This is a genomic window from Sphingomonas sp. RS6, from assembly GCF_054489705.1.
Genome location: NZ_JBTMWM010000001.1, coordinates 140,458 through 160,189 on the forward strand (window position 1 = coordinate 140,458; position 19,732 = coordinate 160,189).

Sequence of the window (19,732 nt, forward strand, 5' to 3'; positions counted from 1 at the left end):
TTACCTCCGCTGAACCACGACAGTACCACCTTGATACCTGACTTCGGTATCAAAGCCATTGTCATCGGTCACGGGCTTTCCTGCGCTCACCCATTTCACGCGGAAGCTGCGGGCAGCAGGCATGCCCGCCCAGCCCTTGCCTTCGCGCGCGCCGATGGTCAGCGTGCCGGCCTTGTCGTCGTACGTCATCGGGATGCGGCTGAACGCGCCGCTCTTGTACTGCTCGCTGCGGCCATCATCCTCATAGAGCGAGAACTGGCCGTTCGCGCCGGTATAGACGGTGATGGTCAGCGGGGCATCGCGCTGCTGGTCAACATATTGCGTCACCGGGCCCATGGGAATGATGGCACCTGCCTTGACGAAGAGCGGCATCCGTTCGGCCGGCGCCTGGACCCCGGCGATGGTGCCGCCGCGATAGGCCTTGGCCGTGGCGAAATCATACCAGGTGCCGGTGCCGGGGAAATAGACGGTGCGGCTGCGCGCCTTGTACTCGGTCACCGGCGCGACCATGAAGGCATCGCCGAACAGATACTGATCGTCGATGTTCCGCGCCTTGGCATCGGCGGGGAAGTCCATCGCCATGCCCCGCATGATGCTGCCGTCCTTCATATAGGTGTCGGCACCCAGCGTGTAGATATAGGGCATCAGCCGGTAGCGAAGCTGATCGTACCACACCATCGAGGCGCGCATCGGCGAGCCCTCCGGCGAAATCTCGTAGATCTCGCGATACGGGAACTCGCCATGGCTGCGGAACAGCGGGCTGAACGCGCCGAACTGGAACCAGCGCAGGTTGAGCTCGCGCCACTCGGCCAGGTCTTCCGGCGTCGGATTCTTGACCGAGTAGCGATCCTCGAGCGCGAAGCCGCCAATGTCGTGCGTCCAGTTGGGGATACCCGACATCGATGCGTTGACGCCCGCCGAAATCTGCGCGCGCAGATCGTACCAGCGGCTCGCCACGTCGCCCGACCAGATCGCCGCGCCATAGCGCTGCAACCCGCCAAAGCCCGAACGGGTGAGCAGGAACGGCCGCACATCGGGCTTGAAGGCACGCCAGCCCTCGTAAAAGGCGCGCGCGTTCATCAGCGGATAGCTGTTGAAATACTGTGCCGCCGGCCCGATCGCCGTCGGCCCCATCGTGTCGGTCCGCTCCGGGATCGACAGGTTGGAGTGCATGTCCGGCTCGCTGGCATCGGCCCACCAGGCGTCGGTGCCGATCACGCCGAGCTTGGCCTGTACCTGCTTCCAGAAGATGCGGCGCCCTTCCGCCGAATAGGGATCGTAGAAGGTGCTGGCAAAGCCCGGCCCCACCCAGTCCTTGTTCCCCTGGCGCAGATTGCCCTGATAGGCGGCGCCGGCGGCGTTCAGTTCCTTGTAGTTCTCCGTCGTCGGATAGAATTTCGGCCAGACCGAGATCATGAAGTTCGCATGGTCGGCATGGACCTTGTCGATCATCGCCTTGGGATCGGGGAAGCGGGCGGGATCGAAATCATGGCTGCCCCATTCCGGATCGCGCCAATAGCGCCAGTCGAGCACGATATTGTCGAGCGGAATGTTCAGCGAACGATATTTCTCGACCACGCCGGTCACTTCGGCGGCGGTGTCATAGCGCTGGCGCGACTGCCAGAAGCCATAGGCCCATTTCGGCATCATCTCGGCCTTGCCGGTCAGCTGGCGATAGCCGGCGATCGCGCCGTCCATGCTCTCGGCGGGCACGAACCAGTAATTCTTGGCCTGCGCCACCTCGCTGGTGAACCACAGCGAATGCCGGTCCGGCGCGGGCAGCGGATCATTGTGGAGCAGCGCCATATAGCCGGCATTGGGCTCCCACTCGATGCGGATCTTGACCGGCTTGCCCTTCACCATCGGCAGGTCGAAATTGGCGTACCAGGGATTCCAGTTCTGGCGCCAGCGATCGAGCACCAGCTTCCCGTCGGCATAGACCTTGTAATAGCTCGATCCATAGAGCTGGAACTTGTGGGTGCCGGTCGCATCCGGCTGCACGTCGCCGGTCCACACCACGGTCTGCTTCTGCACGGCATTGCCGGCGGTGTTCTGGCCGCCCGTCGCCGCCACCGTCTGCGCCTTGGCGGCCGCGGGCCAGTTCGCCTGGTCCTTGATATACTGGTAGTTGATCGTCGCTTCCTGGCGGGTGACCGCCGGCTTGCCGTCGAGGAAATATTCGGCCTTCCAGCCCGGCTTGCCGTCGCTGGTGACCTTCATGTCCTCGCCCACCAGCGTATAGGGCTTGGGGTTGCCGAAACGGCTGATGCTGGCATTGTCCCACAGCAGGCCATAGCTGCGCGTCGAGACGACGAACGGCACCGCGATGTCCATATTGTGCTGGGCGAGTTCGACGTCCTCGCCATTATAGTTCATCTGGGCATTCTGGTGCTGGCCCAGGCCGTACAGCCCCTCGTCGGTGCCGCGGTTGAACTGCTGGCTGACCGATACGAACGGCTTGCCCTCCACCGTCACCGGCTTGAACGCGGCAGCGCCGGATTCGGCCAGGATTTCGCGGCCCTTGGGATCGAGGAAGCGGACGCGGCCGGTCGCGATCTCGACATCGGCGGTCGCGCGCTTCGCCTTCACCAGCACATGGCCGTTCGCGCTGCTGACGTCGAACGCGCCGGCGGCGGGCGGATTGGGCGCCATCAGGCTCGGCGCAAGCGTGCCGGTGTCCACGCCGCGCGGCATCGCGACGACGTGGAACATGCCGTCGCCATGCACCGTCACTTCCACCTTTGCCGCACTGCCGCCGGTCGGCATCACCACCACGCCTTCGGCGGTGCGACTATAGCCATTTTCCTGCGCCGCCTGCGCAGCCCCCATCGCGCTACCCGCCAGCAGCGCCGCGATCCAAACCTTCTTCATGCCCAAGTCTCCTGCCTCTTTTGTCTGTTTTGCCGCTCAGCGATAGCGGCCCATCGTAACCTTCAGCACCTGCGGCCGATCGATCAGGTTGAGCCCGTAATCGGTCTGGTCGCCGTTCCAGATGCGCGTCATCCGCCACTTGCCGTCGACGAACCTGCCCTCCTCGGCACGCAGCAGGATGCCGTTCGGCGGGCTGCCCTCCGCCGCCGAAAAGGTGACGCGAACATGGTCGCCAACCACCAGAAACTCATTGTCGGAGAGCTGGGCGACGGCGACGCCGCCGATCTTTTCCGCACCCCAGGGGGCAGGCTCGGATTTGAGGAAGGTCCATTCCTTCATGCCGAACTGCCACTCGCCCCAGGCGGCGGTGATCTGCCAGCCGCCCATGGTGGTCGAACGCGGCTTGCCGTCGTCGGGCTTGGCCACGCCCCAGGTCGGGCGCGTAAAGGCGATCCGCGCCCAGTCGCGCGCGAAGCTGCCCACGGTCTGGTACGGCAGCGCAAAGGCGTCGATCGTCGCCGGCTCCAGGTCGCGCGAACCCAGCGGATAGTTGAAATAGCCGGTGCCGTCCATGCCGAACGGCGCAAAGCCGATCGCCCCATGCCCCAGCGCCTCATAGAAGAAGCGCGCGAACTCGCGGGCGTTGCCGATTTCGGGCACCATCAGCGCATTGTCCGGCCGCGCATATTTTTCGAGATAGACGGCGACGTTTTCGCTCGTGCGGTCATAGATGTCGGGCGCGGCGAAATCGATGTCGGGCGCCGCCGCCTTCCAGATGTCGAGCACGTCCTGCTGCGGGCCACCGCTCGCCACGCCATCGGGATCGGGAACGTTGGACGGCCCTGCCAGTGCCGCGTTGACGTACATCGGCAGCGGCTTCACCGCCTTGCCCGCCGCCGCGATCGCATTGACGTAGCGCGCGACATACCAGCTGTTGAACGCGCGGTCGGCCTGTGCCCCGAACGCCTGCGCCCAGGTGCCGCGCTTGCCGGTCTTCTTCGCGAGTTCGGCCGGGATCGCCTGCGCGAACAGCCGGTTGCCCTCGGCCGAATAATCGCGCGGGTTGCGATAGCTGCCGGTCTCGTTTTCCGGCTGGACGAGGATCACCGTGTTCTGCGGATCATGGTCGCGCAGATATTCCATCAGCTTCACAAAGGCGCGCTTGTCGGCCGCCAGCGTCTCGGCCCCGTGCGCGCTCAGCACGCCGTGATCCTTGCCGTCGCGCGTCTTCATCCGCGGAAAACGCTTCGAATCGAGCTTTACCCAGTCGGGCGTATAGGCATAGCCGGTGTTCTTCCACGTCCCGAACCACAGCAGCACCACCCGCTTGTCGTGCGCCCGCGCCTGATCGAGCAGCGTCTGGAGAAAGCTGAAATCGAACTGGCCTTCGCGCGGCTCCACCTGCTGCCAGGCGATCGGCACTTCAACGGTGTTGGCGTGCATCCGATCGAGCACCGGCCAGGTGGTGGCGAGCGGCTCGGGATAGTTGCTGGAATTGTTGACCTGTGCGCCCAGCATCAGAAACGGCGCGCCGTCTACGATCAGTGCGTGGCGCCCATTCTTCGTCTCGATATGCGGGACGGGCGTGGCGGTCTGGGCAGACGCGGTGGTCGCAATGCCCGCGAGCAGCAACGCGCACGCAGCGCGTTTCAGCGGCTTCATTCTCATTTCCTCTCCCCTGTCGGATCGCCATAGAACAGCCCGCGTCCGTCGGTGCCGAGATATACCCGGCCCACCACGCGCGGGTCCCCTGAAATCACGCGGAAGCGCAGGCCCCATTGGTGTGCATCGTCGTTGATCCGCGCCCAGTGCGCGCCGAGATCGTCGGAACGCCAGATCGCGCGCAATCCGCCCATCGTTCCGATGGCGTAGACCGACGGGATGGCGCCCTTCCCCTTGCCCAGCCCGAACAGATCGACCTGCAATGCGCCGCTTGCCGGCTTGAACGACTTGCCGCTATCGGTGCTCCGCCACAGCTGCGGCCCCAGCTTCAGCCACAGCTCGCCGGCCGCGAAGGGTGAGGCGACCAGCGTCGACTGCTGCTCGCGGTTATGGATGCTTGCGGCGGAAAGATCGGCGGGTAGCCCGCGCCCGGGCAGCGGCGCAAAGTGCAGGCCGCCGTCCACCGAGCCCAGCACATGCCGATCATCGACCGCGTAGAAGCGCGCCGGATCGCGCTTGTCGGCGGTCGCGCGGGTGCTGCCCGGCAGCCCTTCGACGCGAATCCAGCGCTTGCCGCCGTCGCGCGTCAGCATCGGCTCAGGCGCTGCCACCAGCATCGTGCCGCCATCGGCCGATACGCTGATCGCCGCCTCGCCGTTCAGGTCTGCGCGCGCCGGTGGCGTGCCCATCGCCGGCACCTTGACCGGCACCCAGCTGCGCCCGCCATCCTCTGACCGCCCCAGCGATGCGTCGCGCGGGCGATCGGCATAAAGGCTGCCGCTGCGCACGATCACCTCGGGCCTCAGCCCCGCATAATCGAGCGTGTTGGTGTTCGACAGATAGGGGTTGGTGAAGCTCGGCTGCGGCGAAACGTCCAGATCGTCATGCACGAAGCCGGCAAGATCGCCGAAGCCGGAAACAAGGTGCGCGCCGCCGGTCGGGGAGATCAGCGTGATGATCGCGGTCTGCTCGATCCCCCGCACCCAGGGCGCCCATGGCACCGTCTGCGCACCGGCTGCATCCGTCGCATAGACCGTCGCGCCGGTGGTGTAGGCGATGTGCCCGGCATCGAACGGATCGATCGCCAGCCCGGTGATCCAGTGCCCGAAATCGGCGCCCTTGCCTTCGTGCAGCAGGAAGGGCGAGGCGGCGATGTCGCGCCGGCTGCGCGGGCCAAGATCGGTCCAATGCGCGCCGCCATCGCGCGACAGCCACAGCGAGTCCCCCAGCCGGTACCGGTCGAGCGTCGTGATCGCCACCGTCCCCGGCGCCGAGCGTGCAACCGCCACGCCCAGCACGCCGCCCTCCTGCAGGTCCGGCGGCGTGATCGCCCGGCCAGCGCCATCGGACGAGAAGCGCCACAACGCCCCCTGCCGCGCATCCGACTGGCCGATGCCGGTCGCATAGCCGACATAGACGGTGCCGTCCGGGGCCATCGCACCCTTCACCGCCAGCATTTCCGCCCCCGGCCCGGCCGCGGCCTGCCACGTCGTGCCGCCATCCTCGGAGCGGTAGAGATGCACGGCACCGGGATCAGCCACACCCGCCCAGATGCGCTGCGACCCCGCCCCGGCCATGCCGCTGGTCGGGTCGAACAGCACGAAGGAAACGCCGCCATGCGTCTGGCGCCGCGCCGGTGCGCCGAGCCCCGTCACCGGGAAGGTCGCGACCTTCGCCCAATGCGCGCCGGCATCGTCGCTGCGCCACAGCCCGTCATGGCGCGAGCCGAAGAACAGCGTGCGCGTGCGATTCGGATCGATCGCCAGCCGCTCACCCAGGCCCCGCCCCGCCTCGTTGCCGCCCATCGCGAACGGCACCGGCGTCACCGTCCAGTGCGCCCCGCGATCGTCCGATCGCAGGATCGCGGCCGGCGCCGCGGCGCCCATGCCGGCGGCCATATAGACGCGCGCCGGATCATGCGGATCGGGGGCGATACTCTCGATGCCCATATAGCTTGAGACAGCGTTGCCATCCTGCAGCGGCACCCAGCGCTCCGCCGCCGCATCCCAGCGATAGGCGCCGCCCATATCGGTGCGCAGATAGGCAAGGCCCCGCTCGGCGGGGCTGAACACGATGCCGGGCGCATAGCCCCCGGCGCCGACGGTCACGTTGGTCCAGCGATAAGGCAGCGATTGCGCCGCTGCGGCCAGCGGCGATGCGAGGAGCGCGAGCGCCGCAACGATGCCGAGCGGCATATGCCTTGCCTTTCGCATTCGCCCTCCCCTCTCATTCATTGATTCGGGCCGTGACCCATTTAGGATTTATATGATATAGTTAGCGCTACCAAACTCGGAAGAAAACCGCATTTCTGAAAATTACTTTCATGGATGGACCCACCGGGCGTTCAACGCCGCCAAGGCATGCCCGGCCCATCTTCATTTGACGAGGGGAGGAAGCGAATGACCGTTCGACAAGTTACCCGGCGCCAGCTGGTCGCCGGCGCGGCGTTGACCGCTGCAACCGCCGCATTGCCGGCCGAGGCGCGCAGCATGATCACAGGCGAGGCGGAGGAACGCCTGCCGCTGTGGCCGGGCAACCCGCCCGGTGCGCCGGTGCTGCTCCCAAAGCCGAAATATGACCAGCGATCGAAAGACCCCAATTTCAACGACCGCTGGCTCACCGGCGTCGGCCAGCCTTCGCTGACGGTGCGCCGCGCGGCCGCGCCGAACGGCACCGCCGTGATGCTGGTGCCCGGCGGCGGCTATGGCTTTCTCGCGATCGACAATGAGGGCGAGGAACAGGCGCGCTGGCTCAACGCCATCGGCATCACCGCCTTCATCCTGCGCTATCGCATCCCCACCGAAGGCTGGGCGAATCGCTCGATCGTACCGCTGGCGGACGCCCAGCGCGGGCTACGGCTGATCCGGGCATCGGCCGCGCGCTACGGCATCGATCCTGCCAAGGTGCTCGCGCTCGGCTTCTCGGCGGGTGGGCATCTCGCCGGCAGTCTCGCCACCCGCCATGCGGAGCGCGTCTACACGCCGGTGGACGCCGCCGACCAGCTTTCCGCACGGCCGGATCTGGCGGGGCTGATCTACCCGGTGGTGAGCATGGCGGCGCCGTTCACGCACGGCGGGTCGCGCGACAATCTGTTCGGCCCCGGCGCGGACCCCAAGGCATTGGCCGCGGCCTCGCTGGAAAACCGCGTCACTGCCGATACGCCGCCGATCTTCCTCACCCATGCCAGCGACGACGGGCTGGTGCCGATCGCCAACAGCCTGGCGCTGTACCAGGCGATGCTCGCCGCCCAGCGACCGGCCGAGCTTCACGCCTTCGATCAGGGCGGCCACGGTTTCGGCGTGCGCCTGGCCAAGAACGTGCCGGCATCGGCATGGCCCGTGCTGTTCGCCGCCTATGCCCGGCGCAGCGGCGTGCTCTCCGGCTGACCGCCGGGCCAGCGCCAACAAAAAGGGCGGGTGCCGAAACCGGCGCCCGCCCCCTTTTTGTCCGGCTGGGCCTGCGTCAGAAGGTGACGCGCACCGTGCCGGTGAACCGGCGATCGCTGACGAACCAGGCGCGCGTGCGGGTACCGATCGCGCTCTGCTGCATCAGCACGCGGTTTTCGGCATTCGCCAGATTCTGCGCCTCGATGCCGATCGAGATCTTGTCGCCCCAGGGCTTGAAGAAGATCGATCCGTCGAGCTGGCCGTAATCGTCGTTATAGACCGGCAGGCCCCAGGTGACGCAACGCGGATTGGCCGCCGTGTTGCAGGTGACGCCGCCCTCGGCCAGCGGGGTGCCGTCGGTACCCTGCGTGCCGTTGACGTTCACCGCCAACAGGTACTTGCTGCGCCAGTTATAGGCGAGCCGCAGCGAGATCGGTCCCTTCTCGTAATAGCCGGCAATGTTGTAGCTGTACTTGGACAGCCCTTCGAGCGGCAGCTTGCCGAAGATCGCGCCGTTGGTGTCGACGCCGTTGACAGACGCAAAGGCCGAGCTGTTGGGGTCGAGCGTCGAATTGATCGTCGACTTGCTGTCCACATAGGTGAAGTTCGACGTCAGCCCGAGGCCGCTGAGCACGCCGGGCAGGAAGTCGAACGACTGGTTATAGCCGATCTCGAAGCCCTTCAGCTCGCCGGTGCCGACATTCTCCGGCCGCGTCACCGCATAGGTCAGCCCGTCATAATCCTCGCTGACCAGCGTATTGCGGATGATGTTGTGCAGCTTCTTGTAGAACACGGTCGCGGTCAGCGAGCTGGCGCGGCCGAAATACCATTCGAGCGCACCGTCCACTTGATCGGCCGTGGTCGGCTTGAGCAGCGGATTGTTCGCGGTCGCGGTCAGGTTCAGGCGGCCGTTGGCCGTGTCGACCGCCGCGTTGAGCTGGACCGAGCCCTGCATCTGGTTGAAGTCCGGCCGTGCCATGCCGCGCGACACGGCAAAGCGTGCCTGCAGCTTGGGGGTGAACTTGTAGAGCAGGTTCAGGCTGGGCAGCCAGTAATCGTAATTGTTGCGATAGTTGCGAACCGAGCTGCTGCCGTCGAACACTGGGTAATCGGCGGGATCCTGGCCGTCGGGGATAACCACCGGCTGCGGCGTGACGAGGAAGCCGCTCGTCCGGGCCTTGGTGTTCACATAGCGCAGGCCGAGATTGCCCGACAGCGGCGTGCCCATATTGTCGAGGCCGAAGCGCACCGTGCCATAGAGCGCATAGGTCTGCTCATGCTGCTCGTTGCGCTGCGCGTCGCCGAACGCCGCGAGCTGGAACGCCGTGTCGCACGACGGGTTGAGTTCCTTGCACAGCGTTTCGGTGAAGCTGTGCAGCAGATTGTAGCTGTCCGGATAGCCGGTCGCCAGCGACGTCGCCGGGAAGATCACCTGCGTCGGCACATTGGCGTTGCCATGATAGTAATTGTTGAACTTGTAGGTCGAGCTTTCCGCCGGGAACTCGGACAGATAGGCGAGGCGCGGCAGGAACCAGCCGAGCTGCCAGTTCTGCGAAACCGCCTGCCAGTTATACGGCGATTCCTTGTTCAGCGCATCGCGATCGGTGTAGCGGCCGCCGACGCGCAGCGACTTCAGCACGCCGCCGGTATCCAGATCATAGTCGAGATCGACGCGATAGGCCCATTGCGTCGCCTTGTTGGCCGCCTTCTGGTCCATCGTGAACGCCCAGTAATAGTTGCTGGGGTCCGACAGATAGGCCTCGTCGACGGTCAGCGAGGGCACCCCGCCGGAGAGGTCGATCGTCTGGCTGGGCATGTTGACGCCCGTCGCCACCGTCGAGTCGAAGCTGTTGGTGGTGGCACGGACATGCTGGACGTCGAAGTTCGCCGACAGGCGATCGGAAATCCGCCATTTGACGTTGCCCGAAATGTCCGTGGTGCGCGAGTCGCGATCGGCGCTGCGGACGTTGCTGTTGAACGGCATCCCGCCATCGGTCGGGTTGGTCTCGGTGCCGCGGATCAGCGCGCCGGTTTCGTCATATTCGAACTGCGTGCCTTCGGCCGGCACGATGTTGTAGGCGTTGGTCTGCGAGAAGATCGCATGCTCGTCCCAGTGCATCTTGTAGCGCGACTGGAATGCGGTGACGGTCACGTCGACGTCGCTCGACGGCGCCCATTGCAGCGCGCCATACAGGCCCAGGCGGCGGCGGGTGAAGTCCAGCGTGCGCCAGTTGACGCCCTTCGGGATCCACACGGTCCGGCCCGGCTCCAGATCGGTGCGCGGGTAATAGGGCTCGACCTGGATGCCGTCGGTGCGGGTCGAATTGCGCGAGAAGGCGACGTCGAAGAGCACGCCGACATCGCCGATGCCGGTTTCCCAACGGTTGCTGTACAGCGCGGAGAAAGACGGCTCCCACTTCTTGCGAAGGTCGCCGCGCGTCGCCTGCGCGGAAAGGCTGATCACCTGGCCGCTCGAATCGAACGGCAGGCGCGTGCGAAGGTTGACGAGGCCGCCGATGCCGCCCTCGATCATTTCCGCCGACGGGTTCTTGTACACGTCGACGCCGGCGAGCAGTTCGGGCGGCACGTCCTCGAAGCTCAGCGAGCGACCGCCATTGGCCGAGAAGCTGTCGCGCCCGTTCAGTTCGGAGCGGACGAAGGTAAGGCCGCGGATGCTGACGCCCGACCCTTCGACCGAGAAATGGTCGGGATCGTTGCGCGCCATGAAATGGTCGATCGTCACGCCGGTCACGCGCTGCAGCGTTTCAGTCACGCTGCGATCGGGCAGCTTGCCGATGTCGTCGGCGGTCACCGAATCGACGATCTGGTCGGCATTGCGCTTGATGTTGATCGCGCTAGCGATCGAGGCGCGCTGGCCGGTGACGATGATTTCCTGCGAGGCATCGTCCTGGGGCGCGGCGGCGCTCGCCTGGGCGGCGGCATCATCCTGCGCGAACGCCGGCGTGGCGCTGACGAGTGCGAGCAGCGATGCGGAGACGAGCAGAGAGGCGGCGCGCAGCGCGGCATCGCTCGACGAAGGGAGAACGCGGTTCATGTCACTTCCTCAAAACGGTTGATCTATCGGGTGGTGAGCCCGGCCGACGTGGCAACGCTGTCGGTCAGGGCCATGCAGACGAATTGGCGTGGCAACGCTGTCATGCGAGGGACGAGACTGGTGGGGTCAGGCAGCCCAGCCAGGGGCGGACGATCGGCCCGATCGACGATCCCATCGGATCACCTGCCGTTCGGTGACACGGCGCAGGCGCCGGGTTCGATCTGATGCTGTGCGTGGATGCGCGGCAGATCGCCGGACCGCAAAAGCCTGTTCATTCCCGTCCCCTCCAAGTTTGTGCAGCCGAGTCTTTCGCCCGGTTAAGCCGTCATCCATAGGTAAAACTGTGAGCGCTAACAATGCGATTGATATTATTTTTCGCATTGACAGGTTTAATGTGTCCTCGCGGCCACACCCGTCGCGAGAAATTCCCGTTTTCAGCTTCTGATAGAGTAACTTAACGGAAACCCGCGGCGGCGCCGGCAAACAACCGCGCGGGCATCACGATCCGAATTGTGCGTTCAGGCGCCCGCCTCGCCGCTTTTCACACGCGGCGTCGGGCGGCGAAGCCGCACTGGCTTGGGCACCGAAAGACTCGGCACGATGGGGCCGTTGCCGGGATTGAACCAGCCGAGCGCCGCCGAAACCGCGCGGGCGGTGTCGACGAGCATCACCAGTGCCTCCTCGTCCGAGACATGCGGCTGATCGTCGATCACCTCGAGGAACGGGATCGTCAGCGCAGCGACGACATGGCCGTCAAAGCCGAAGATCGGGCAGCTCAGATCGGAAACCCCCGCCATTCGCGTGCTCGGCATCGTTTCATAGCCCTGTGCCTCGACGATCTTGAGCCTTCGCGCCAGGCTGGCCGGCATCGCATCGTCGAACAATGCGGCGCGCCGATCCGGCTCCATCGCCGCAAGCAGCACGCGCCCCGAACAGCTGGTGAACAGGTTGACCTCGGTGCCCAGCCGCACCGCAAAGCCGGTCGCGCCGGGGCTTTCCTGGCGCGCGACGACCAGGCCGCGCGTGCCGTTGACCACCACCAGATGGCAGGACTGCATCGTCGCCGCCGCCAGCGCGTGCATCAACGGCGCGGCGACATGCGTCAGTTCCTGCGCCGGCGTCGCGCGATAGGCGATCTCCAGCACATGATAGGTCACGCGGTAGCGGTCGTTCGCCACATCCTTGTGCAGCCATCCGCGCCGGTCGAGCACGACGATGATACGGAACAGTTCGCTGATCGAACGGCCCAGCCGCTGGGCAATCTCGCTGATCGTCAGCCCCATCGGCTCGGTGCTCAGCAGTTCGATCACGTCGACGCCCTTTTCGAGTGCGGGCGCGGCATAGATGGTTTGCCGCTCGGGAGTCGGCTGGGCAGAGGACCGGGTCATGGCACAAACCTAGCCGCTGCCACTTCGTCTGTCATGCCAATCGCGCGCAACCCACCGCGAACCCAGCGAAATCGGTTGCAATGAAAGTTACTTTGACTGATGAAAGCTGTAATTGGACTAGGGGAGCCTATGCGTTTCAAGGGAAAGACCGCGCTCGTCACGGCGGCCGCACATGGCATCGGACGCGCGGCGGCGTTGCGGCTGCGCGACGAAGGCGCGCGGGTGTTCGCGCTCGATCGCGATGCTGCGGCGCTCGCGACGATGGACGGGGTCGAACCGATCGTGCTCGATCTGCTCGACGCTGGCGCGATCGCCGCCCTGCCCGATCGCATCGGCGCGGTCGATATTCTGGCGAACATCGCGGGCTTCGTGGCCGCCGGCTCGATCCTCGACGGCAGCGATGACGACTGGATGCTTTCCTTCGATCTCAACGTCCATGCGATGCACCGCATGATCCGCGGCTTCCTGCCGGGCATGCTAGCAAAGGGCGGCGGCGCGATCGTCAACATGTCGTCGATCGCCTCCAGCGTGAAGGGCATTCCCAATCGCCATGCCTATGGCGCGTCCAAGGCGGCGGTGATTGGCCTTACCAAGGCCGTCGCCGCCGACTTCGTGGCAAAGGGCATCCGCTGCAACGCGGTGTGCCCGGGCACCGTCGACACGCCGAGTCTGCGCCAGCGCGTCGCCGATCAGGCCGCGCAGCAGGGCATCAGCGTCGAGGAGGCGCATGCCGCCTTTGTCGCGCGCCAGCCGATGGGCCGGCTCGGCCAGGAGGACGAGATCGCGGCGCTGGTCTGCTATCTCGCCAGTGACGAAGCCGCCTTCACCACAGGCGCGGTGCACGTGATCGACGGCGGCTGGGTGAACTGATGGACATGGCTGTTTCCGCACCCACGGCACTCAAGGCCCGCATCACCGGCCTGCGCACGGTCGACCTGCGCTTCCCGACGAGCGCCTCGCTCGACGGCTCCGACGCGATGAACCCGGACCCCGATTATTCGGCTGCCTATGTCATCCTCGAAACCGACGTCCCCGGCCTCGAAGGCCATGGCCTCACCTTCACCATCGGCCGCGGCAACGACATCTGCGTCGCGGCGATCGAGGCCATGCGCCATCTCGTCATCGGTCTCGACCTCGCCTGGATCGCCGAGGAGCCGGCGCGGATGTGGCGGCACCTGACCGGCGACAGCCAGCTGCGCTGGATCGGCCCCGACAAGGGCGCGATGCACTTGGCAACCGGTGCGGTGGTCAACGCGATCTGGGACCTCTGGGCCAAGGCCGAGGGCAAGCCGGTGTGGCGCCTCGTCGCGGACATGACGCCCGAGCAGCTCGTCCGCGCGATCGACTTTCGTTACCTCACCGACGCGATCACGCCCGAGCAGGCGCTCGCGCTGCTCACCGAGCGCGCGGCAGGCAAGGCCGAGCGCATCGCCACGCTCGAAGCGAACGGCTATCCCTGCTACACCACCTCGGCAGGCTGGCTCGGCTATCCCGACGAGAAGCTGCGCCGCCTCGCGCAGGAAGCGGTCGATGCCGGCTTCCACCATATCAAGCTCAAGGTCGGCCGCGACCTGGAGGACGATATCCGCCGCGTCCGCATCGCCCGCGAGGTGCTGGGCCCCGATCGCAAGCTGATGATCGACGCCAACCAGGTATGGGAAGTCGGCCAGGCGATCGAATGGGTCAACGCGCTCGCCTTCGCTAAGCCCTGGTTCATCGAGGAGCCGACGAGCCCCGACGACGTGCTCGGCCACAAGGCGATCCGCGATGGCATCGACCAGGTCCAGGTCGCGACCGGCGAGATGTGCCAGAACCGCATCCTGTTCAAGCAGTTCATGAGCGTCGGCGCGGTCGACGTGATCCAGCTCGACGCCTGCCGCATCGGCGGGGTGAACGAGGCGCTGGCGGTGCTGCTCCTCGCCGCGCGCTACGGCCTGCCGGTATGCCCGCATGCCGGCGGCGTCGGGCTGTGCGAATACGTCCAGCACTTGTCGATGATCGACTATCTGTGCTTTGCCGGCACCATGGACGGCAGGGTCATCGAATATGTGGATCATCTCCATGAACATTTCCTGGAGCCCTGCGTGATCCGCGACGCGGCCTATATGCCGCCGCAGCGCCCCGGCTATTCGATCGAGATGAAGCCCGAGACGCTCGTCCAGTATCGGTTCGGCGCATGAACCTGGGGCTCGCCGGCAAGGTCGTGATCGTCACCGGCGGTTCGTCCGGGATCGGCGAGGCCATTGCCGCCGGGCTGGCGCGCGAAGGCGCCCGGCCCGCCATCATCTCGCGCGAGCCGCCCCGGCCCGAGCTGGTCGCGCAGCTGGGCGCGGACTGGCTGTTCCACCCCTGCGAGCTGGCCGAGGACGATGCCGTGGTCGCCGCGGTCGACGCAGTGGCGGCGCGCTTCGGGCGGATCGACGGGCTGGTCAACAATGCCGGGCTGAACGACAATCTCGGCTTCGAGGCGACTCCGGCGCAGTTCCGCGCCTCGCTCGACATCAACCTCGTCCATTATTTCGGCATGGCCCGCGCCGCGCTGCCGCACCTCAAGGCGGCGCAGGGCGCGATCGTCAATATCGGCTCGAAGACCTCGATCACCGGCCAGGGTCACACCAGCGCCTATGCCGCCGCCAAGGGCGCGGTGCTGGCGCTGACCCGCGAATGGGCGGTGGCGCTGCGCGGCGACGGCATCCGCGTCAACGCGATAGTGCCCGCCGAGGTCGAGACCCCCGCCTATGCCGAATGGCTGAAGAGCTTCGACGACCCCGCAGCCCGGCGCGAGGAGATCGAGCGCCGCGTGCCCTTCGGCCACCGCTTCACCACGCCGGAAGAGATCGCCGACACCGCGCTTTTCCTGCTTTCCGCGCGGGCGAGCCACACCACCGGCCAGTGGCTGTTCGTCGACGGCGGCTACACGCATCTGGACCGCGCCATCGAATGACCCCAACAGGGGCGTCGCACCAAGGAGAGGACATATGGCCAGCAAGGCCGGACGCTACACCCCCGCCATCATCCTGACGGTCTCGCTGTTCTTCCTGTGGGGAATGGCGAACAACCTCAACGACATCCTGATCGCGCATTTCCGCCGCGCCTTCACGCTGAGCGATTTCGAGACCAGCTTCGTCCAGCAGGCCTTCTACCTGGGCTATTTCCTGCTCGCGACCCCGGCGGCGATGCTCGCGCGGCGGCGCGGCTACAAGGCGGCGATCGTGACGGGCCTGACGCTCTACGCGATCGGCGCGCTGCTCTTCTATCCGGCGACGCATTTCGGCGAGTATCGCTGGTTCCTGGCGGCCTTGTTCGTGATCGCCTGCGGCCTCGCCTTTCTCGAGACCTCGGCCAGCCCGCTGATCGCCGAGCTCGGCAGCCCCGAGGGCGCCGCGCGCCGGCTCAACTTCGCCCAGGCGGCCAACCCGCTCGGCACGATCTTCGGCGTGCTGGTGGGAAAGTACTTCATCCTCTCCAGCTTCGCGCAGGACGAGAAGGCGCTGGCGGCGATGTCGGCTGCGCAGCGCACCGCGACGCTGCGCGGCGAGCTCGCCTCGGTACAGACGCCCTATCTGGTGATCGGCCTGGTCGTGCTCGCCTTCGCGATCGCCGCCGCGCTGATCGCCTTTCCGGACAACCGCAAGGAGGGCGATGCGCCCGCGGTGCCGACGGGCAAGGCGCTCGGCACCGTGCTGCGCGACCGGACCTTGGTGTTCGCGGTGGTGGCGCAGTTCTTCTATGTCGGGGCGCAGGTGGGGCTGTGGAGCTACACGATCCGCTACGCCCAGGTGAACCTGCCCGGCCTCACCGAGCAGGGCGCGGCCGACTATCTGTTCGCCAGCCTGGTGCTGTTCGGCATCGGCCGCTTCGTGGGTGCGGCGATGCTCGGCAAGGTCGCCGCGCCGCAGCTGCTGACGGTGTTCGCCGGGCTCTCGGCGGCGCTGACCGTGGCGGCGGTGTTCGTCGGCGGCACGACCGGTCTCTATGCGCTGGTCGCGGCGAGCTTCTTCATGTCGATCCAGTTCCCGACGATCTTCGCGATCGGCATCGGTGGCCTGGGCGCGCTCAAGCAGATCGGCGCCTCGCTGATCGTGATGGCGATCATCGGCGGCGCGGTGCTGACCGCGGCGATGGGGCATCTGTCCGACGTGGCGGGGATCAACCTCGCACTGCTGGTGCCGGCGGTGGCGTTCCTGGTGGTGCTGGGGTTTGGGGTACGGGCGACCGGGACGGCGGGGGATGTGGAGATGGTAACGGCGGGGCATTGAGTGGCATGCGCCGGTTGAGACTGTCGGCGGTCGTCAAAGGAACGGGCGGCGTTCTCGCGATCTACCTCGCTCTCCTGGCAGCGGACCGCTGGGGCTGGTCGAAGGTGCTGACAATTGTCGTGCTTGTGCTGTTGGCTCTAGCCGTCGGCGTAATCAGTAGCGGCCGATCCGCGCGTAAAGGCTAAGCGCCCCGCGTCTCAAGCCCCTCCCCTTCAGGGGAGGGGTTGGGGTGGGGCTGTGTCTCACCGAGACCAAGCGGCGTTCTGGAATCCCCCCACCCCCAAACCCCTCCTCCAAGGAGGAGGGGCTAGAGAAGATCAACCGACCAGCACCACATGCAAAAACCGCGGGCCATGCGCGCCGCGGACGTAAGTCCCTTCGATGTCGGTCGTGCCGCTGACGCCCGTTACCCAATAGTGCGCGCGCGGCACCGCCCCGCCCGGCGCGGCATCCTCCAGCCAGCGGACCAGCGCGGCCACCTCCAGCACCACGATATGGCGCAGCGCCAGGAAGTTGGGGAGCATCGGCGCGTCCGGGGAGGTCTCGAACACCAGCGAGCCGGTCTCCGCCACCCCGGCGCGGGCAAAGGCCAGCACCGCGCCGTCGTCGATCGGGCATTCCGCCAGCCGCGTCAGCCCGGCCCAGTCGAGCCCGTCCACCCGCGCATCGGGCGGCAGCCAGAGCGACGGTGCCGCGCCCTCGGCGGCGAGATAGCCCGCCACCGCCCCCGGCAATTCCGCCAGCGACCCAATCCGCGCATGCGTCGCCGCCACGCTCGGCAGGGCGAGCTGCGCCAGGAAGCGCGCCACCAGATCCTCCGGCCCCGCCGGCCGCTCGCGTTCCTCGCCTGCCAGCAGCGCCGCTGCCTCCGCCGCCAGCTCCGCCGAGTCGCGCGCGGGTCCCAGCCGCGCCAGGATCGCGTCGCGCGCGCTCATCGTTCGCCCTTTCGATAGCGGTCCATGAAGCTCTCCGCCGCCGGTGCGGGAAAGTCGCGCCCGCCGGTCCAGCCGCCGGCCAAGGGCAGCCGCGAGATCCAGCCGCGCCCGGCCAGCCGCATCGCCCGGATCGCCCAGCGCACGCCTGCGCGATACAGCCACGGCCGCCGCGCCGCCCAGGCCCAGAGCCCCAGCCCCGAGCGCAGCGTCACCGGCTCCAGCCCCTCGCGCCAGCTCTTCTCGCGCCAGCCGCGCAGCAGCGTCGGCAGGGGGATGGCGACCGGGCAGACCTCCTGGCACTTGCCGTTCATCGTGCAGGCGTTCGGCAGGTCGCGGCTCGCCGCCAGCCCGTCGAGCGCGGGGGTCAGCACCGATCCCATCGGCCCCGGATAGGTGCCGCCATAGGCATGGCCGCCGATCTGGCGGAACACCACGCAGTGGTTCATGCACGCGCCGCAGCGGATGCAGCGGAGCATCTCCGCCAGGCCGTCGTCGCGCATCGCGCTGCGGCCGTTGTCGACCAGCACGATGTGCATTTCCTCCGGCCCGTCGCGGTCCCCCGCCCGCTTCGGCCCGGCATAGAAGGTGGTGTACTGGGTCAGCGCCGCGCCGGTCGCCGATCGGGCGAGCAGCCGCAGCAGATGCACCGCATGGTCCATCGAGGGGACCAGCTTCTCGATCCCCGCCGTCACGATATGCACGCGCGGCGGCACGAGCGAGAGCTCGGCATTGCCCTCGTTGGTGACGGTGCAGACCTGCCCCGTATCCGCGATCAGGAAATTGGCGCCGGAGATGCCGACATCGGCGCCCAGCATCTCGCCCCGCAGCTGCCGCCTTGCGCTCGCCGCCATTGCCACGATGCTTTCCTCGACATGCGGTTCGCGGTGGCGGGCGTGGAACAGTGCGGAGACCTGCTCGCGCGTCTTGTGCATCGCCGGCCAGATGATGTGCGAGGGCCGCTCGCCGGCGAGCTGGATGATATGCTCGGCAAGATCGGTCTCGACACGGCCGATGCCTGCTGCCTCCAGCGCGTGCGGCAGGCCGATCTCCTCGCCGAGCATCGACTTGGAGCGCGCGACGCTCTTCGCCCCCGCCTTGCGGCAAAGGTCGACGACGATCGCGCAGGCCTCGTCGGCAGTGGCGGCCCAGTGGACTGTCGCCCCCGCCGCGGTCGCCGCCGCCTCGAACTGGACGAGGTAGCTGCCGAGATTGGCGATCACATGGTCCTTGATCGCCGCCGCCCGCTCGCGCGCCGCGGCGAAGCTCGGCCACGCCCCGATCGCCGCCCCGCGCTTGGCCTCGGCGGTGCCGGCGGTGCGCTCGACCGCGATCTTGAGCTGGCGGTCGGCGAGCGCGGCATCGACCCGCGCGTCGAAGGCCCGGCTCATTGCGCTTCGCCGATCGCCGGGCCGTCGGCCATGCCGGCCAGCACCTCGATGGTATGGAAGGCGCGCACGTCCGACCCGCGCCGGTGGAGCTTGCCCGCCATGTTCATCAGGCAGCCGAGATCGCCCGCGAGCAGCAGCCCCGCGCCCGTAGCCTCCACCGCCGCCGCCTTCTCGTCGGCGATCGCGTTGGAGATGGCCGGGTATTTCACGCAGAAGGTGCCGCCGAAGCCGCAGCAGGTCTCCTCGCCGGCGAGCGGCACCAGATCAAGCCCCTCTACCGCGCCGAGCAGCCGCCGCGGCTGCGCCTTGATGCCGAGCTCGCGCAGCCCCGAGCAGCTGTCGTGATAGGTCGCCCGCGCCTCCAGCGCCACGCCCTCGGGCCGCCAGCCACGCGCATCGAGCCAGGCGAGGATCTCCCACGTCTTCGCCGCCACCGCCTCGGCGCGCGGACCCCAGGCAGGATCGTCGGCGAGCAGTTCGGGATAGTGGCAGCGGATCGTCCCCGCGCAGCTGCCGGAGGGCACGACGATCGCCTCATACGACTCCAGCATCGCCACGTTTCGCCGCGCAAAGTCGGTCGCCGTCGCGCGATCGCCCGAGTTGAGCGCCGGCTGCCCGCAACAGGTCTGCGCCTCAGGTACCACCACCTCGCACCCCGCATCAGCGAGCACCCGCAGTGCCGCGAACCCCACCCGCGGCCGCATCGCATCGACCAGGCAGGTGACGAACAGGGCAATGCGCGGCGGCGAGTCAGTCATGGCGCCTCTTTGCACGAACTGGGAGGGCTT

General features: G+C 67.2%; 13 protein-coding genes. 5 read left to right on the forward strand and 8 right to left on the reverse strand.

Annotated elements, in window-relative coordinates:
* From ACX40Y_RS00735 to ACX40Y_RS00745, 3 genes are read right to left on the reverse strand one after another with little or no spacing between them, the layout of a single operon-like run.
* Complete coding sequence (locus ACX40Y_RS00735) at positions 1–2,871, reverse strand: glycoside hydrolase family 31 protein (protein ID WP_459117614.1); 2,871 nt, start codon at positions 2,869–2,871, stop codon at positions 1–3.
* A gap of 36 nt (positions 2,872–2,907) precedes the next feature.
* The gene (locus ACX40Y_RS00740; protein ID WP_459117615.1) at positions 2,908–4,533 is read right to left on the reverse strand and encodes a DUF5597 domain-containing protein; all 1,626 of its coding nucleotides are present in this window, start codon (positions 4,531–4,533) and stop codon (positions 2,908–2,910) included.
* Positions 4,534–4,535: 2 nt separating this feature from the next.
* Positions 4,536–6,746 carry a WD40/YVTN/BNR-like repeat-containing protein gene (locus tag ACX40Y_RS00745; RefSeq protein WP_459117616.1) on the reverse strand — a complete coding sequence of 737 codons (2,211 nt, stop codon included), beginning with the start codon at positions 6,744–6,746 and terminating at the stop codon, positions 4,536–4,538.
* Between the two features lie 186 nt (positions 6,747–6,932).
* Between ACX40Y_RS00745 and ACX40Y_RS00750 the strand changes: the two genes are divergently transcribed.
* Entirely contained in the window at positions 6,933–7,919 is a 987-nt protein-coding gene (locus ACX40Y_RS00750) for an alpha/beta hydrolase (RefSeq protein WP_459117617.1), read from the forward strand.
* A 76-nt stretch (positions 7,920–7,995) separates the two neighbouring features.
* Here ACX40Y_RS00750 and ACX40Y_RS00755 read toward each other — a convergent pair whose 3' ends face one another.
* Entirely contained in the window at positions 7,996–10,974 is a 2,979-nt protein-coding gene (locus tag ACX40Y_RS00755; RefSeq protein ID WP_459117618.1) for a TonB-dependent receptor, read from the reverse strand.
* A 518-nt stretch (positions 10,975–11,492) separates the two neighbouring features.
* Positions 11,493–12,362, reverse strand: coding sequence for an IclR family transcriptional regulator (locus tag ACX40Y_RS00760; RefSeq protein WP_459117619.1), 870 nt, complete (start codon positions 12,360–12,362; stop codon positions 11,493–11,495).
* Between the two features lie 129 nt (positions 12,363–12,491).
* Between ACX40Y_RS00760 and ACX40Y_RS00765 the strand changes: the two genes are divergently transcribed.
* Genes ACX40Y_RS00765 through fucP form a run of 4 tightly spaced genes read left to right on the forward strand, consistent with a single transcriptional unit; the run spans position 12,492 to position 16,621 of the window.
* Positions 12,492–13,232: an SDR family oxidoreductase gene (locus ACX40Y_RS00765; protein WP_459117620.1), complete on the forward strand. Its 741-nt coding sequence runs from the start codon at positions 12,492–12,494 to the stop codon at positions 13,230–13,232.
* 5 nt (positions 13,233–13,237) lie between these two features.
* Positions 13,238–14,542 (forward strand): L-fuconate dehydratase, encoded by a 1,305-nt coding sequence (locus ACX40Y_RS00770; RefSeq protein WP_459117621.1) that lies wholly within the window; start codon positions 13,238–13,240, stop codon positions 14,540–14,542.
* Positions 14,539–15,306: an SDR family oxidoreductase gene (locus tag ACX40Y_RS00775; RefSeq protein ID WP_459117622.1), complete on the forward strand. Its 768-nt coding sequence runs from the start codon at positions 14,539–14,541 to the stop codon at positions 15,304–15,306. Before ACX40Y_RS00770 ends, ACX40Y_RS00775 begins: the two co-directional genes overlap by 4 nt.
* A gap of 34 nt (positions 15,307–15,340) precedes the next feature.
* Entirely contained in the window at positions 15,341–16,621 is a 1,281-nt protein-coding gene (gene fucP / locus ACX40Y_RS00780; RefSeq protein WP_459117623.1) for an L-fucose:H+ symporter permease, read from the forward strand.
* 317 nt (positions 16,622–16,938) lie between these two features.
* Here the strand turns inward: fucP and ACX40Y_RS00785 are convergent, their stop codons facing one another.
* From ACX40Y_RS00785 to ACX40Y_RS00795, 3 genes are read right to left on the reverse strand one after another with little or no spacing between them, the layout of a single operon-like run.
* Positions 16,939–17,556 (reverse strand): LutC/YkgG family protein, encoded by a 618-nt coding sequence (locus ACX40Y_RS00785; protein WP_459117624.1) that lies wholly within the window; start codon positions 17,554–17,556, stop codon positions 16,939–16,941.
* A complete protein-coding gene (locus ACX40Y_RS00790; RefSeq protein WP_459117625.1) occupies positions 17,553–18,944 on the reverse strand; it encodes a lactate utilization protein B in 1,392 nt (463 codons plus the stop codon). The genes ACX40Y_RS00785 and ACX40Y_RS00790 overlap by 4 nt, the downstream gene beginning before the upstream one ends.
* Entirely contained in the window at positions 18,941–19,702 is a 762-nt protein-coding gene (locus ACX40Y_RS00795; RefSeq protein WP_459117626.1) for a (Fe-S)-binding protein, read from the reverse strand. Before ACX40Y_RS00795 ends, ACX40Y_RS00790 begins: the two co-directional genes overlap by 4 nt.
* Positions 19,703–19,732: the final 30 nt, after the last annotated feature.

Bases quoted from the DNA above. Each gene is read 5' to 3' on its own strand.
- ACX40Y_RS00735 (WP_459117614.1), bottom strand. From the start codon at position 2,871: ATGAAGAAGGTTTGGATCGCGGCGCTGCTGGCGGGTAGCGCGATGGGG.
- ACX40Y_RS00740 (WP_459117615.1), bottom strand. From the start codon at position 4,533: ATGAAGCCGCTGAAACGCGCTGCGTGCGCGTTGCTGCTCGCGGGCATT.
- ACX40Y_RS00745 (WP_459117616.1), bottom strand. From the start codon at position 6,746: ATGCGAAAGGCAAGGCATATGCCGCTCGGCATCGTTGCGGCGCTCGCG.
- ACX40Y_RS00750 (WP_459117617.1), top strand. From the start codon at position 6,933: ATGACCGTTCGACAAGTTACCCGGCGCCAGCTGGTCGCCGGCGCGGCG.
- ACX40Y_RS00755 (WP_459117618.1), bottom strand. From the start codon at position 10,974: ATGAACCGCGTTCTCCCTTCGTCGAGCGATGCCGCGCTGCGCGCCGCC.
- ACX40Y_RS00760 (WP_459117619.1), bottom strand. From the start codon at position 12,362: ATGACCCGGTCCTCTGCCCAGCCGACTCCCGAGCGGCAAACCATCTAT.
- ACX40Y_RS00765 (WP_459117620.1), top strand. From the start codon at position 12,492: ATGCGTTTCAAGGGAAAGACCGCGCTCGTCACGGCGGCCGCACATGGC.
- ACX40Y_RS00770 (WP_459117621.1), top strand. From the start codon at position 13,238: ATGGCTGTTTCCGCACCCACGGCACTCAAGGCCCGCATCACCGGCCTG.
- ACX40Y_RS00775 (WP_459117622.1), top strand. From the start codon at position 14,539: ATGAACCTGGGGCTCGCCGGCAAGGTCGTGATCGTCACCGGCGGTTCG.
- fucP (WP_459117623.1), top strand. From the start codon at position 15,341: ATGGCCAGCAAGGCCGGACGCTACACCCCCGCCATCATCCTGACGGTC.
- ACX40Y_RS00785 (WP_459117624.1), bottom strand. From the start codon at position 17,556: ATGAGCGCGCGCGACGCGATCCTGGCGCGGCTGGGACCCGCGCGCGAC.
- ACX40Y_RS00790 (WP_459117625.1), bottom strand. From the start codon at position 18,944: ATGAGCCGGGCCTTCGACGCGCGGGTCGATGCCGCGCTCGCCGACCGC.
- ACX40Y_RS00795 (WP_459117626.1), bottom strand. From the start codon at position 19,702: ATGACTGACTCGCCGCCGCGCATTGCCCTGTTCGTCACCTGCCTGGTC.